The following is a 13,502-nucleotide window of genomic DNA, read 5'->3' as shown; positions in this document are numbered from 1 at the left end:
CATCTTGATCCCACATCCATAAATACTCCGGGCTGGACGCCAGGGAGACTCCTGAACTGCCTCTTCGGGAGCCGTGGCGGTCTTGGTATCCTGCTTGTCCCCGGGGGTGCCACTTGAACGAGTCGGGCGGAAGGCCTAGTATTCATTGTCCCGTGGCATTGAGGCGCCCGGGCTCGGGAGCGGTTGAGTGGCAAAGATCGGATTCATCAGTCTGGGGTGCCCCAAAAACCTGGTCGACAGCGAGGTCATGCTCGGCTTGCTGCAGAAAGCGGGGCATACCATCACAACTGATACGGCCGAAGCCGAGATCGTCGTCATCAACACGTGCAGTTTCATCGAAAGCTCAAAAAAAGAATCCATCGACACCATACTCGAAGCGGCAGAGCTGAAGAAGACGGGTGCATGCAGGCGACTGATTGTCACCGGTTGCATGGCTGAACGCTATCCGAAGGAAATTCAGTCCGATCTCGGCGAGGTCGACGCCATCCTTGGGACGAACCAGCTGCAGCAGATCACGCAGGCCGTCGCGGGGGATCCCGTATTGCCGCCGACTTCGTTCGGGCGCAGCAACGCCGACTATTATCTCTACGATCACACAACACCGCGAGTCCTGGCCACGCCGGCCTATACCGCCTACATCAAGATCGCCGAAGGGTGTGACCACACCTGCTCTTTCTGCATAATTCCTAAGCTGCGCGGGCCCTTCCGCAGCCGGAAAATCGAATCGCTGGTGGAGGAAGCGCGCGGCCTTGCGGCGCAGGGGGTCAAAGAGATCACTCTGGTCTCGCAGGACACAACCAGCTTCGGGCTTGACCTGGGAATCGGCGACGGGCTGGCCCGCCTGTTGGAGGCGCTCGCCGGGGTTGAAGGCATCCATTGGCTTCGATTTCTCTATGTCTATCCGGATCTGGTGAGCGATCGGCTCGTGGAGGTGATCAACTCCTATGGGCAGATCTGCAAATACATCGACATGCCGCTGCAGCACGCCGGCGCCCGCGTTCTCAAATCGATGAGGCGTGGAGGCAACCGCAAAAGCCTTGAGCGGATGATCGAACGAATTCGCACCGGCATTCCGGGAGTGACGTTCCGGACCACCATGATCGTGGGGCATCCCGGCGAAACCGAAGAAGACTTTCAGGAGCTGAAGGAATTTTGCCGCGACATGGAGTTCGACCGGCTGGGCGTTTTCAGCTATTCAGATGAGGAGGATACGCTCTCGTACGAACTGACCCGAAAGGTGCCCGCGCGTACTGCCGAACGACGCCGGCGGGAGTTGATGGAGCAACAGGCCGCGATCGCGGCGACGAAAAATCGGCATCTGGTCGGGAGGGAGCTGCCGGTGCTGGTGGAAGGGCCGTCGCAGGAAAGCGAACTCCTGCTCCAGGGTCGCCTCGAATCCCAGGCCCCCGAGATCGACGGCGTCTGCCTCATCAACGACTCGGAAGTCGGAGAGGTGAATGCCGGAGAATTCCGGGTCATTCGGATCACGCAGGCACTGGAGCATGATCTTCTCGGCACCCTGGTGCGATAATCAAATGCGAACCCGGGCCCGGAACGAGGAGCAGGACGTGAGCATTCACGCCCCCATTCATTTTATACAGAGCGTTATAAATAATGCCTCGAGCGAAAGATCATTTCGGGCGTGCGACAAGTTATGGGTGTGTCTTGAAACAATGGTTTTGAGGCCCGAAGGGCCGACAGTTCGTAGGCCCGGCCGTAAGGCCGGGATTCCATTCCGGATGAAAATCGAGCGCCGAGGGCGCGGCACTATTGAGTTTTCAGGTGCCGCGCCTTCGGCGCTCCGTCTCTCTGCTATCTTTATCCCGGCCTTACGGCCGGGCCTATTCATTGCCGGCCCTTCGGGCCTGAATGGCCACAAAATCACACTGGCGGGCACGAAGAGTCGCTTCCCCGTTCTTATGCGTGCCTCACGGAATTCAGACAACATACGACTGCCCGGCATGCGGCAGAATTTATGTCGTTCTTCGGGCCCGAATGACCATAAAATCACACTGGCGGGCACGAAGAGTCGCCTCCCGGTTCTTATGCGTGCCTCACGGAATTCAGACAACATACGACTGCCCGGCATGCGGCAGAATTTATGTCGTTCTTCGGGCCTGAATGACCACAAAATCACACTGGCGTGCACGAAGAGTCGCTTCCCGGTTCTTATGCGTGCCTCACGGAATTCAGACAACATACAGCTGCCCGGCATACGGCAGAATTTATGTCGTTCTGTATAACTTAACCCGGATTATTCATGAATATGCGATCAAGAGAAACTTTTGGACGCGAAAAAACGCTGACAGACGCTGACGGTTCGGTCTTGGTCGGCGTGCAGGAGTTTTTGCCGCGCCGCAGGCGCCAGCGCTTCGCGCTGGTCGTGCTTGCCCGGAACGGGCTGTCGAACGCTCGTACGCCCAGAGGAGTTGGTCCCGGGCGAACACTCTGGAGCGCTCGACAGCCCGTTCCGGGCAAGCAGGACGGCAAGAGCTCCTGCCAGCGCTTTTCCGCGTCCAGTTTTGTTGCCTTTCACCGGCGTTCGGTTCTGCTTCACGAATAATTCGGGTTAATCAGTGTCTTATGAAGATAAAGTGTCCCAAGTGCGGGAAGGAAACCCGGCTCGAAGACAATCCTTTCCGGCCATTCTGCAGCGAGCGCTGCAAGCTCTTGGATCTGGGAAACTGGCTGTCGGGTTCTTACAGCATCCCGACAGTGAAAGATCAAGAGGAAGACAAGCCGGCGGATCCACCTAAAGAATCTGGAGATTCATGAGGGAACGCATCTCTCTCTTCCTGGCCACCGGCTGTTACATCGGAATGATCCCCGGCGCTCCCGGAACCTATGCCTCTCTGGCTACCACTCTAGCCTACTACCTGATCTATCGGATCTATTTCCGGATTCTGCCGGAGCTGCACCTGAGCGTAATCTGCTTGATTACAGCCGCCGGCATAATCACCTCCGCCCGCACCAGCCGCAGCTTGGGTCAGGAGGACCCACATGTGGTGGTAATCGACGAGGTCGCGGGTCAGCTCACAGCTCTGTTGTTTCTGCCGATCAGTTTTTTTAATCTCGTCGCCGGGACATTTCTCTTTCGCCTGTTTGATATCTGGAAACCATACCCCATCCGCAGGCTCGAGCCGCTGAAGAACGGCGTGGGCATCATGGCCGACGACCTGCTGGCCGGTGTGTATGCCAATATCGTACTCCACCTTGCCAACCGGCTCCTGCACGGATGAACGACGGCTTCTCGGGGCATGCCATGAAAGCGGAAATCATCGCGATCGGATCCGAACTTCTCAGCCCCGACCGCCTGGACACCAACTCTCTTTATCTGACAGAAAAGCTGAACGAAGCCGGCCTCGAAGTGCGGCTGAAGACGGTCGTGGGCGATAACACGGAGGATATCGAGAAGCTGCTGCGGGTTGCACTGCAGCGCTCACGGCTGATTGTGCTCTGCGGGGGCCTCGGGCCGACGGAGGATGATCTCACCCGCGCGGCCACGGCAAAAGCGCTCGGCCGTCCTCTGGCGCCCAACGAGGTCATTCTCGATGGCCTGCGGCGCAGGTTCGCCCTGCGCGGCTACCGCATGGCCAAAATCAACGAGAGGCAGGCGGAAGTCATCGAAGGTGCGGAAATACTGGATAATCCGGTGGGCACCGCCCCCGGCATGTGGATTGAGGAGAAAGGCGCTTCGATTGTCCTCCTGCCGGGGCCGCCGCGTGAGCTGCAAGCCATGTTTGAATCTCAGGTTCTTCCGCGAGCGTTGAAGATAGGGAGCGCAAGGCGCCTGGAGAAGAGAACATTCGGCCTTCAGGGTTTGCCCGAGTCCGAGGTAGACAGCCGGATCGCCCCGATATACAAGAGCTATCCTCAGATTCAGACGACCATCCTGGCGGCCAAAGGGTGCATTTCCGTCCGGCTGCAAAAATGGCGCGCTCATGGTGTGGATGCTTCCGATCTTGAGGAACTCGCGCACAGGATCCGGTCCGAACTGGGTGACATCGTGTTCACGGCGGCGGAAGAGACGTTGGAAGCGGTGGTAGGGCAAATGCTGCGTCATTCCGGTCGCACTCTTGCCGTTGCGGAATCCTGCACTGCGGGCCTGATCGGTTCAACGATTACCAGGGTTCCCGGGAGCTCGGACTATTTTCGAGGTGGCATCATCTGCTACAGTAACGAGCTGAAAGAGGAACTATGCCGGGTCCCGCGCGAGCTGCTGCAACGCCACGGCGCGGTAAGCGCCGAAGTGGCAGAGGCGCTGGCCCGCGGGGCGCGCGTGGCAGCGCATAGCAGCATAGGACTTTCGGTCACCGGTATTGCGGGCCCCGATGGAGGTTCGGAGCACAAGCCCGTGGGCCTTGTCTATTTCGGGCTGGCCGATGCAGCACGTTGCATTCATATCAGGCGGATCTTTCCGGGAGACCGGGACACGGTACGCGAGCTCGCGACCACCTTTGCGCTCGGGCACCTGCGCAGGTTCCTGATGCCGGCGGAGACGACAGCATGAGGACGTTCATTGCCATTCCGCTTTCATCTGAAGCGCGAGCGCAGCTCGAAGAGCTGCAGACAAGGTTGCGTTCATTCCGGGCAGACGTCAGGTGGACTGCAGTCTCGTCCATCCATCTGACCCTGAAGTTTCTGGGAGAGATCGACCCGGCGGCCCTGCCCCCCCTGGTAAGGCTGCTGCATGAGGCTGCCGCATTGCAGCGCCCCATGGCGCTTCGGTTGCACGGTGTGGGCGGATTTCCCAACCTGCGCAATCCCCGGGTGATCTGGTGCGGCCTCGAAGGGGACCTGCCGATGCTGGAAGCGCTTCAGCAGAGGGTGGAATCGGCCTGTCTGGGCGCCGGCTTTGCTCCCGAAGAGCGCCCTTTCCAGCCCCATCTGACCCTGGGCAGAGTCCGGGGCAAAACGAATTTGCAGCCCCTTCTGGACTATATTAAAATCGGCAGTGCGCTGGAACATGCATTCGTTGCGAGAGAATTCAACGTCTATCAAAGCACGCTGAGGCCGCAGGGGGCTCTTTATACCGTGCTGGAGAAGATCGAGCTGAAGGGTGAATGACGGCGATGAAACCCGAATATCTGATCCCAATCCTGGGCTACTTCCTTGGCTCCATCCCATTCGGTTACGTGCTGGTGAAGACTACCACCGGCGCGGACATCCGCAAGGCCGGCAGCGGGAATATCGGCGCCACGAACGTGTTCCGCAAGAGCCGCGCGATCGGCATCCTCACCTTCCTGATGGATGCGGGCAAGGGCTATCTGGCAGTCGTGGCAGCGGGGTGGCTGGGCGGCGATGTCCGTTGGCAGGCTGCCGCCGCAGTGGCTTCCATTCTGGGTCACGTCTTTACGGTCTTCCTTGGCTTCAAAGGCGGCAAGGGAGTCGCTGTGGGATTCGGTGCCTATCTGGCGCTTACTCCGGCGGCCGCGGGAACAACCATGATCGTGTTCCTGCTGACTACCGCCTTGACTCGCTATGTCTCGCTGGCATCGATCCTGGCCACGGCGGCATATCCGCTGTGGGTCTATCTTTATCATAAGCCCTCCATTGTCTTCTGGTCGGCCGTGATCGGGTCGGCGCTCATCGTTGCCAAGCATCATCAAAACATCCGACGGCTCCTTTCGGGCAAAGAGCACAAATTTGCGCTCGGGGATCGTTCAGGATAGCCGCATGATTTGGAGGCTTTATGGCCATCAGTAAGGAACTGCTCGAGATACTGGCTTGTCCCCTATGCAAGGAGGAAGTTCGTCTGACGCCCGACGGCAGTGGGCTCAAGTGCATCAAGTGTCATCGTGTCTATCCGATCCGCGATGACATCCCGGTGATGCTCATCGATGAAGCAAAGATCGAAGAGGATGAGGAGCAGGCCAGGCGTTAGCCCGCCAGTCACGGAATTCACCGATTTCTCCGGCATCGGTGAATTCCCTGGCGAGGATTTTTTCTGATCTCGCGACCTGACAGGAAAGACAGCTCATCTTGCCAAATTCGATTTCCCACGCCGAACGCATGCGCGCGCTGCGCCTGCAGCTGGAACACATTCCGCGGCTCCTCATTATCCGTCTGAGATCTTTGGGCGACTCCATTCTCGCGCTGCCTCTGCTGGAAGCGCTCCACGCGTGGCGCCCCGACCTGCAGATCGATGTGCTGGTAGAGGCGCAGTACGCCGCCGTGTTTTCCAGGCACCCGGCCGTGCATGAAACGCTGATCCTGAGGCCACGGAAAGTGCCGGAAGGAGAGGGATGGCCGCGCATCCGTACCTGCCTTGAAATCTGCAGGCGCCGGTACTCCGCAGTGGTCAATCTGCACGGCGGCACCACATCGTCGCTCTTTACCCTTGCCAGCTGCGCCGGCCTCAGAATCGGTCAGGAGAAATATCGCCAGGGTTGGGTCTACAACGCTCTGATCCCCAACCCCCAGGTCGTGTGGCAGCGTTCTGATCTTCACACCGTGGAAGATCAGCTCACGCTTCTGCGTTGGCTGGATCTTCCCATACCGGCAAGACCACGAGGGAAGCTGTTTCTGGACGATGGTGTGCGCGCCCGAATAAGGGAGCGCCTGGTTTCCTCCGGGATCGGATCCTCCGGGTATCTGGTGATTCATCCGACGGCGACCCTGCCGTCCAAGCAATGGAAGGAAGAAAAATTTGCCGGCCTGGCCGACCGGCTGCATGAGCGCTACGCGCTCCCTGTGATTTTTACCGCTGGTCTCCGGGAAGCTCAAGTTCTGCTCGACATTGGCCGGAACGCGCATTATGCGCACCGTTACTGGTCCGACCTCGGACTCGATGAGCTGTTTTCCCTGATCGAGGGTTGTCGGCTGTTCATCGGCAATGACAGCGGGCCGACCCATGCCGCCGCGGCGCTGGGCAGGCCTCTGGTGGTCGTATGGGGTTCCTCGGACTATCGCGACTGGCATCCCTGGGAAACGGAGTATGAATCGGTCGGGCTGGAGCTGCCCTGCATGCCCTGCCCCGGGTACACCTGTACCGCCTTCGGCACACCAAGGTGCATCGATGACATACCCGTGGAATTAGTCATGGATGCGTGCGATCGGTTTCTCAAGCGAGGAGTCATGGGTCATGAGTGAGGAGTGTGAATATCCGAACCGGCAAGTCGCATGATTTTGCGCTCATCAATCATTTGAGGACCAGATATTATAGTGACGCTATTCCAAGGATTGATGTGTCGCCCCTGCAGGGCTCCTTCTCCACCTGCCCACAACCCCGGGCTCACGCCCCATAGGCGTTAACTTAACTACCCGCCTCTGCGTGGACGTGGACTTGGACCTCGACTTGGACCTGGACTTCGACTATCTTGTGGGGCGTGAACTTGCGCAAGCTCGATGTTTATCAAGCCGCAGTCCGCTTCTTGCCATTTGCAGCCGGAATTGCCGACAGTCTGCCGCCACGATACCCGGCTATGTCCTACCAGCTTCGCCGTGCATCCCTTTCCATTCCGCTGAATATCACCGAGGGATCAGGAAAGAGCACTGGCCCGGACCAGCGCCGCTTCTATGCCATGGGCCGGGGCAGTGTCAGGAAGCGGACGAACTCCTTCTCTCCGCCGTTAGGATGCTCTCGAAAATGTGCCGAGCATGAGAACATCCGGGGCGAGGTCCAAGTCCACGTCCAAGTCTAGGTCCACGTCCAGGTCCGTCAGCGAGTGTTACCTTGAGTTAACGCCTATGGGGCTCACGCCCGGTGCTATTCTATTTCTGCCCCTTCGAGGCGGGGAATCTTATTTCTGTCACTATATTTCATGATTATCAGATGGCTCATCACTGATTCTCAAGGAGGACTATGCCACAAACTCCCCATGTCGAGCGTCACTTCACCGCTTCTGAAACGGTCAGGGATGTTGTGATCGGAATGTCGGATGGACTGACGGTTCCTTTCGCGCTGGCAGCCGGCCTGTCGGGCGCAGTCTCGGCCTCAAACATCGTGGTCACTGCGGGTTTCGCCGAAATCGCCGCCGGCTCGATCGCAATGGGATTGGGAGGCTACCTCGCGGCCAGGAGTGACGCGGAACATTATGCCAGCGAAGAGGCGCGTGAACATCTTGAGGTTCGCGAGATCCCGGAGGATGAGCAGAATGAAGTCCGCGAGGTCCTCGAGAAATACGGCCTGACGGCAGAGGAAGCAGAACCGATTGTCGCCGCCCTGACCCGCAAGCCCAAAGCCTGGGTGGATTTCATGATGCGTTTCGAACTCGGCCTCGAAAAGCCGGACCCCGCCCGCGCCCTGACCAGCGGGCTCACGATCGCCGGCGCATATATCGCCGGCGGTCTTATTCCCCTCAGCCCCTATATTTTTCTGGCCAATGTCGGGACAGGGCTGACTGTCTCGGTGGCAGTCACCATCGGTGCGCTGGCGCTGTTCGGCTACATCAAAGGCCACTTCACTGGGGCGAAGCCTCTGCGCAGCTCAATCCAGACAACTTTAATAGGCGGCCTCGCTGCTGCTGCTGCGTTCGCCATCGCCAGAGCCATCGCATAATCGGCTTCCGACCTCCGACTTCCGCAGAGGTCGACGAATTGACGATTGACCCGGATTATTCATGAATGTGCGACCAAAATGCAGTTTTGGACGCGGAAAAACGCTGACCGGCGCCGACTGTTCGGTGTTGGTCGGCGTGCAGGAGCTTTTGCCGCGCCGCAGGCGCCAGCGCCTCGCGCTGATCCGCGTCCAATTTTGTCGCTTTTCACGGGCGTGCGCTTCTGCTTTATGAATAATTCAGGTTAAGCCGAAGGAGTCAGAGCTCAGAAATCTGACGGATCCCGGAGAGCAGTTCTTCGGGGGTTACCGAGGCCGTGCCCAGCTTGCCGACCACAATGCCTGCCGCTATGTTCGACAGGATCGCGGCCTCCAGGATTGACAGACCGCTGACCAGGCCGAGACAAAGGGTGGAAATGACGGTATCGCCGGCGCCGGTGACGTCGAACACCTCACGCGCAAGCGTTGGGATTTGTGTCACCTTCGAATTCGAATCCCCTTCGAAGAGAGCCATGCCGTGCTCGCCTCGTGTTACCAGCAGATGATCGATCCCGGTCTGCCGCAGGATTTTTTTGCCGGACCGCACCAGGGTTTTCTCGTCGCTTATGTTTATTCCTGCGGCGCGCTCTGCTTCGGCAAGGTTGGGGGTAATCACGGTGGCAGGCCGATAGGCCGCAAGATTCCTCAACTTGGGATCGACGCAGACGATTTTCTGGGCGGATTTGGCCAGGGGCAGGATCTTTTTCAGGAGCGAAAGCGTGATGAATCCTTTGGCGTAGTCGGAGACCACCACCGCATCCATAGCATCCAGGTGGGTCCGGAACCAGTCCACGATTCGGCGCTGCAGTTCCGGAGCGAGCGGGCTCCTGTCCTCGCGGTCGGTGCGGCACACCTGCTGATGATGCGCGATGATGCGCGTTTTGACGCTGGTTGCCCGGTCCTTATCGATCAGAACTCCGCTCACGGACGCGCCGAGCTGACGAAACCCGGCGCGCAGTTGTTCGCCCTCCGCATCGTTCCCCACGATCGTGAGCGGAAAGGGTTCGCCGCCCAGGCTGCTGATGTTGGCGGCTACATTTGCGGCGCCACCCAGGCAGGCCGTTTCCTCCCGGATCTCGACAACCGGCACCGGCGCTTCCGGGCTGATGCGGCTGACCGAGCCCCAGACAAACCGGTCCAACATGACATCGCCGAGCACCAGGACTTTCTTTTTCCGGAACCGGCCCACCGCCGCGGCCAGCTTTCCCGGATGGCAATTGAATCGAGCCAGCACCATAGGTTCAACGCTCTCATTCCGCAGCAAGCGGGGCCGCTGCTATCGACCCGGGATAATAATGGATGGCTGTGCCGGCCCGACCCTGGCGCTCCGGGGCAGGTGCCGAACTAGAAACTCGACGAAGCTGAGCGAGGACGGCCCGGCCTCCACATGACTCGCGACCACAGCCCGCAGCACATCGAGGCACTCGATGGCATCTTTCAGATGGATGCGTGGATGGTCGGCTTCCTTAGGGTAACGGTAGGATTCGATCAAGCTGCTGAATTGCCTGCGCAGGCCATCCGCCCGCAGGTTGCCTGTAGTCGTCTCATAGAGCACCCCGCGTTCCTCCGTGCGCAACGTCTTTAATAGGCAATCCAGCGCCTCCGCCACGTCCGCGTCCGTAAGATCGCGCATGGACTGGCGCGCGGCCGCGATCAGCGTCTGCAGGTCGACAAACACCATTTCGAAGTCCGCCAGGATTCGGGCCCTTTTCCCCTGCTCCAACGGATCGGCGGCACGGTAATGGCGCAAACCCTCCTGGTTGGCTTCGTGATTCCTGCCGATCTTCAGATATTCACAACTCTCCGGGCAATCGATTTCGAGAATCCGCTTCTCGCCGCAGCACTGTGGGCAGATTGCCGCCTGCTTTGCCGGGCAGGATCTTCGGCCCTTCCGCTGGTTGCATACAATACATTTCATCGCGATTCCGCTTCTCTGTTTCGATTTTCAAACCATGTCGAAACACAGTTTATATCACAACAATAATGAAACCATGAAACAGGCGAAATGCACGCAAAATGTTTGGTGCATTTCGCATGTTCCATGGCCGCTCATTCCGCTTTAACCTGATCTATTCATGAAGCAGAACCGCACGCCGATGAAAAGCAAAAAAATTGGACGCTGATAAACGCGGACAGGAACTTTTGCCGCGCCGCAGGCGCCAGCGCTTCGCGCTGGTCGTGCTTGCCCGGAACGGGCTGTCGAGCGCTCCAGAGTGTTCGTCTGGGACCAGGTCCTCTGGTCATGCGAGCGTTCGACAGCCCGTTCCGGGCAAGCAGGACGGCAAAAGCTCCAACACGCTGACCAGGATCGGATGGTCGGCGGCGGTCAGCGTTTTTCCGCGTCTAAAACTGCATTTCGGTCGCACATTCACGAATTATCCGGGTCAAACACGCCTTTGCCGCGGGTCTGACAGAACCGGGTCAGAAATCTCCTGACTGCTGCATGGTCGGGGAAGGCTCTTTCGGCCCGGTTAAACTCCCGTGAGTGGTATCGTTTCTTCTGGGTCGTCGGGATTCCGTTGAACAGAGTGTGCAGCATCTCGTGGTAGAGCAGATACGATACGACTGATTTGGGGACATTGGGAGTGTCGAGGACCGGGCTGATCGTGATCGTGTGATGGACTGGATCGTAGTGTCCCAGCCGGTTCCAGCTTCTGCGGGTTCCCCAACCCAGTTTTCGAATTTCCACCTGATTGTTGAAATACAGCCGGTTCAGCTCGCCATAGATCTCTGCAAGAGAATGGCATTTCCCCAGCGCCTCGCCGATCTGCTTCCTTCCTCGTTGCCGGCGCCGCGCATGAACACGCCGTTCGACCTCCGGGTCCTGACGGAAACGTTCGTATATCTGCAACGCTTGGGAGGAGGGCTTTCTCCTCAAAACCTTGCACGCGAGCAGCAGGACGATCGCTTCCAGAACCGCCCGGGGTGCCCGACTGCAATGGTCGCTGATGCGAATCACCCACGCCGAATCCCGGCGCCGGATCGTGTGCGTCAGCCCGATGTAGGGATAGAATTCCGCCACAATTTCCTTGTCACCGAAGAAACTGGTAAAAGACTGCAACGCGGAGCGGCAGATTTGCTGGAGCTCGGCTACATCACACATCAGGTCGGAACTCTCTTGATTTTGGATTGCGGATTTTGGATTGCGGATTTGGAATCTCCCGTTACTCTTGAGGACCAGATATTATAGTGACGCTATTCCGAGGATGGATGGGTCGCCCCTTCAGGGCTCCTTCTTCACCTGCCCACAACCCCGGGCTCACGCCCGGGGCTATTCTCTTTCCGCCCCTTCGGGGCGGGAAATTTTGTTTCTGTCACCATATTTCGTGATTATCAACAATCTTGAGCGCGCCCTGATCTACGATCCCCCAAATCCAAAATCCAAAATCCAAAATCCTATTCATTCTCCAGGAGCGCCTTCTCGAGTTTGGCGACGGCCTCCTTCAGGGAATCGATATCGGCTTTCAGTTCGGGCAGTCTGCCGAAAAAGGCATTTTGGATTGCGGATTTGGAATCTCCCGTTACCAATCTTGAGCAAGCCCGGATCAACGATCCCACAAATCCAAAATCCAAATTCCAAAATCCAAAATCCTATTCATTCTCCAGGAGCGCTTTCTCGAGTTTGGCGACGGCCTCCTTCAGGGAATCGATATCGGCTTTCAGTTCGGGCAGTCCGCCGAAAAAAGCATTTTGGATTGCGGATTTGGAATCTCCCGTCACCAATCTTGAGCGAGCCCGGATCAACGATCCCACAAATCCAAAATCCAAATTCCAAAATCCAAAATCCTATTCATTCTCCAGGAGCGCTTTCTCGAGTTTGGCGACGGCCTCCTTCAGGGAATCGATGTCGGCTTTCAGTTCGGGCAGCCTGCCGAAAAGCGCGTTGAGGCGTTTGTATTCGCGCAGCGGGCGCACGGGAACTCCCCAATACACTTCTCCGGCGCGGACGATCTTGCCGGGGAGTACGCCTGCCTTCGAGCCGATCACTACGCCCTTCTGGACGTGGGCGTGATCCCCAAACCCGACCTGCCCGCCGATCACGGCGTAATCCTCGATCACGGTGCTGCCGGAAATGCCGGTCTGGGCCGCTATGACCACTCCCCGTCCGATCTGAACGTTGTGTGCGATCTGCACCAGGTTGTCGATCTTCGCACCGGCGGCGATGCGGGTCACACCCAGCGATCCTCTGTCGAGTGTGGTGTTGGAACCTATCTCGACGTCGTCTTCGATGATAATCCCACCGACCTGTGGAAACTTGATCTGGGTGCGGCCGTCGAAAACATATCCGAACCCGTCGCCGCCTACGACAACACCGGCATGGAGCACAACCCGGTCACCCAGAATGGATCCCGGATACAACACCACGTTCGGGTGAAGGGTGCATTGCTCACCCAATACGCAGTCATCCCCGATCACCACGCCCGCATGCAGGATGCATCCTCCGAATATCCGGGCGCGGGCGCCGATCACAACGAATGGCCCGAGGTCGACATCGCCGGCGACTACGGCTTCAGGAGAGATAGCAGCGCTCGGGTGTCGACGGCCGGAGGCGGGCTCCGGGGCGGTGAGCAAGGCGGCGGCCCGTGCAAAGTCCAGCTTGGGATTGCCGGAGAGAATTGCATTGCCAGCGACAGGCACGAAATCGGGGGGCGCCAGCACGCAGCCGGCACGAAGTCCGGCGGCGATCGGGTCGGCTTTCCGTTCCCGTTCGAGAAATACCAGGGCGGTGTCGTCAGCACTCTCCCAGCTGGAGACCCTGCTAAGCCGGCGGCTGCCGTCGCCACGGAACTCGAGGCCCAACAAAGCAGCGATTTCGGATACGGTATAGATCATTTTGCAGGCTCAACCCAATCAACCCTGATTATTCATGAATGAATGGCATCAATGGATCTCTGGACGCTGAAAAACGCAGACGGACGCTGACCGTTCGGTCTTGGTCGGCGTGCAGGAGCTTTTGCCGCGCCGC

17 protein-coding genes are annotated in these 13,502 nt (G+C 58.6%); 11 read left to right on the top strand and 6 right to left on the bottom strand.

The features are described 5' to 3' along the window. The first annotated feature begins 187 nt into the window (after positions 1-187). The 11 genes from rimO to LAP85_23145 all read left to right on the top strand — a co-directional run bounded on the left by rimO (position 188) and on the right by LAP85_23145 (position 8,500). Positions 188-1,531 (top strand): 30S ribosomal protein S12 methylthiotransferase RimO, encoded by a 1,344-nt coding sequence (gene rimO / locus LAP85_23195; protein MBZ5499315.1) that lies wholly within the window; start codon positions 188-190, stop codon positions 1,529-1,531. A 729-nt stretch (positions 1,532-2,260) separates the two neighbouring features. Further along, entirely contained in the window at positions 2,261-2,563 is a 303-nt protein-coding gene (locus LAP85_23190) for a hypothetical protein (protein MBZ5499314.1), read from the top strand. 20 nt (positions 2,564-2,583) lie between these two features. Further along, positions 2,584-2,775, top strand: coding sequence for a DNA gyrase inhibitor YacG (gene yacG / locus LAP85_23185; GenBank protein MBZ5499313.1), 192 nt, complete (start codon positions 2,584-2,586; stop codon positions 2,773-2,775). Further along, complete coding sequence (locus LAP85_23180) at positions 2,772-3,239, top strand: phosphatidylglycerophosphatase A (GenBank protein ID MBZ5499312.1); 468 nt, start codon at positions 2,772-2,774, stop codon at positions 3,237-3,239. Before yacG ends, LAP85_23180 begins: the two co-directional genes overlap by 4 nt. A gap of 23 nt (positions 3,240-3,262) precedes the next feature. After that, positions 3,263-4,510, top strand: coding sequence for a competence/damage-inducible protein A (locus tag LAP85_23175; GenBank protein ID MBZ5499311.1), 1,248 nt, complete (start codon positions 3,263-3,265; stop codon positions 4,508-4,510). Next, entirely contained in the window at positions 4,507-5,067 is a 561-nt protein-coding gene (gene thpR / locus LAP85_23170; GenBank protein MBZ5499310.1) for an RNA 2',3'-cyclic phosphodiesterase, read from the top strand. The genes LAP85_23175 and thpR overlap by 4 nt, the downstream gene beginning before the upstream one ends. Positions 5,068-5,072: 5 nt before the next feature. Next, positions 5,073-5,672 (top strand): glycerol-3-phosphate 1-O-acyltransferase PlsY, encoded by a 600-nt coding sequence (gene plsY, locus LAP85_23165; GenBank protein MBZ5499309.1) that lies wholly within the window; start codon positions 5,073-5,075, stop codon positions 5,670-5,672. A gap of 20 nt (positions 5,673-5,692) precedes the next feature. Next, complete coding sequence (locus tag LAP85_23160) at positions 5,693-5,884, top strand: Trm112 family protein (protein ID MBZ5499308.1); 192 nt, start codon at positions 5,693-5,695, stop codon at positions 5,882-5,884. Positions 5,885-5,982: 98 nt separating this feature from the next. Further along, positions 5,983-7,092 (top strand): glycosyltransferase family 9 protein, encoded by a 1,110-nt coding sequence (locus LAP85_23155; GenBank protein MBZ5499307.1) that lies wholly within the window; start codon positions 5,983-5,985, stop codon positions 7,090-7,092. A 242-nt stretch (positions 7,093-7,334) separates the two neighbouring features. Beyond that, on the top strand, positions 7,335-7,643 hold the full coding sequence (locus tag LAP85_23150) for a four helix bundle protein (GenBank protein MBZ5499306.1): 309 nt from the start codon (positions 7,335-7,337) through the stop codon (positions 7,641-7,643). Positions 7,644-7,804: 161 nt separating this feature from the next. Further along, a complete protein-coding gene (locus LAP85_23145; protein MBZ5499305.1) occupies positions 7,805-8,500 on the top strand; it encodes a VIT1/CCC1 transporter family protein in 696 nt (231 codons plus the stop codon). A gap of 256 nt (positions 8,501-8,756) precedes the next feature. Here the strand turns inward: LAP85_23145 and rfaE1 are convergent, their stop codons facing one another. The 6 genes from rfaE1 to lpxD all read right to left on the bottom strand — a co-directional run bounded on the left by rfaE1 (position 8,757) and on the right by lpxD (position 13,369). Then, a complete protein-coding gene (gene rfaE1, locus LAP85_23140; protein ID MBZ5499304.1) occupies positions 8,757-9,773 on the bottom strand; it encodes a D-glycero-beta-D-manno-heptose-7-phosphate kinase in 1,017 nt (338 codons plus the stop codon). Between the two features lie 39 nt (positions 9,774-9,812). Next, positions 9,813-10,454 carry a hypothetical protein gene (locus LAP85_23135; GenBank protein ID MBZ5499303.1) on the bottom strand — a complete coding sequence of 214 codons (642 nt, stop codon included), beginning with the start codon at positions 10,452-10,454 and terminating at the stop codon, positions 9,813-9,815. A 450-nt stretch (positions 10,455-10,904) separates the two neighbouring features. Then, positions 10,905-11,639: a hypothetical protein gene (locus tag LAP85_23130; protein MBZ5499302.1), complete on the bottom strand. Its 735-nt coding sequence runs from the start codon at positions 11,637-11,639 to the stop codon at positions 10,905-10,907. Between the two features lie 293 nt (positions 11,640-11,932). Further along, positions 11,933-12,094, bottom strand: coding sequence for a hypothetical protein (locus LAP85_23125; GenBank protein MBZ5499301.1), 162 nt, complete (start codon positions 12,092-12,094; stop codon positions 11,933-11,935). A gap of 33 nt (positions 12,095-12,127) precedes the next feature. Then, positions 12,128-12,289: a hypothetical protein gene (locus LAP85_23120; protein ID MBZ5499300.1), complete on the bottom strand. Its 162-nt coding sequence runs from the start codon at positions 12,287-12,289 to the stop codon at positions 12,128-12,130. A gap of 33 nt (positions 12,290-12,322) precedes the next feature. Continuing rightward, positions 12,323-13,369, bottom strand: coding sequence for a UDP-3-O-(3-hydroxymyristoyl)glucosamine N-acyltransferase (gene lpxD / locus LAP85_23115; GenBank protein MBZ5499299.1), 1,047 nt, complete (start codon positions 13,367-13,369; stop codon positions 12,323-12,325). Positions 13,370-13,502 lie beyond the last annotated feature (133 nt).

This window comes from Terriglobia bacterium (genome assembly GCA_020072565.1).
Taxonomy (GTDB): Bacteria; Acidobacteriota; UBA6911; order UBA6911; family UBA6911; genus JAFNAG01.
This window is presented reverse-complemented; position numbering and strand designations above follow the sequence as displayed.

Bases quoted from the DNA above. Each gene is read 5' to 3' on its own strand.
- LAP85_23175 (MBZ5499311.1), top strand. From the start codon at position 3,263: ATGAAAGCGGAAATCATCGCGATCGGATCCGAACTTCTCAGCCCCGAC.
- LAP85_23160 (MBZ5499308.1), top strand. From the start codon at position 5,693: ATGGCCATCAGTAAGGAACTGCTCGAGATACTGGCTTGTCCCCTATGC.
- rfaE1 (MBZ5499304.1), bottom strand. From the start codon at position 9,773: ATGGTGCTGGCTCGATTCAATTGCCATCCGGGAAAGCTGGCCGCGGCG.
- LAP85_23190 (MBZ5499314.1), top strand. From the start codon at position 2,261: ATGAATATGCGATCAAGAGAAACTTTTGGACGCGAAAAAACGCTGACA.
- LAP85_23180 (MBZ5499312.1), top strand. From the start codon at position 2,772: ATGAGGGAACGCATCTCTCTCTTCCTGGCCACCGGCTGTTACATCGGA.
- LAP85_23135 (MBZ5499303.1), bottom strand. From the start codon at position 10,454: ATGAAATGTATTGTATGCAACCAGCGGAAGGGCCGAAGATCCTGCCCG.
- LAP85_23130 (MBZ5499302.1), bottom strand. From the start codon at position 11,639: ATGTGTGATGTAGCCGAGCTCCAGCAAATCTGCCGCTCCGCGTTGCAG.
- yacG (MBZ5499313.1), top strand. From the start codon at position 2,584: ATGAAGATAAAGTGTCCCAAGTGCGGGAAGGAAACCCGGCTCGAAGAC.
- plsY (MBZ5499309.1), top strand. From the start codon at position 5,073: ATGAAACCCGAATATCTGATCCCAATCCTGGGCTACTTCCTTGGCTCC.
- LAP85_23145 (MBZ5499305.1), top strand. From the start codon at position 7,805: ATGCCACAAACTCCCCATGTCGAGCGTCACTTCACCGCTTCTGAAACG.
- thpR (MBZ5499310.1), top strand. From the start codon at position 4,507: ATGAGGACGTTCATTGCCATTCCGCTTTCATCTGAAGCGCGAGCGCAG.
- lpxD (MBZ5499299.1), bottom strand. From the start codon at position 13,369: ATGATCTATACCGTATCCGAAATCGCTGCTTTGTTGGGCCTCGAGTTC.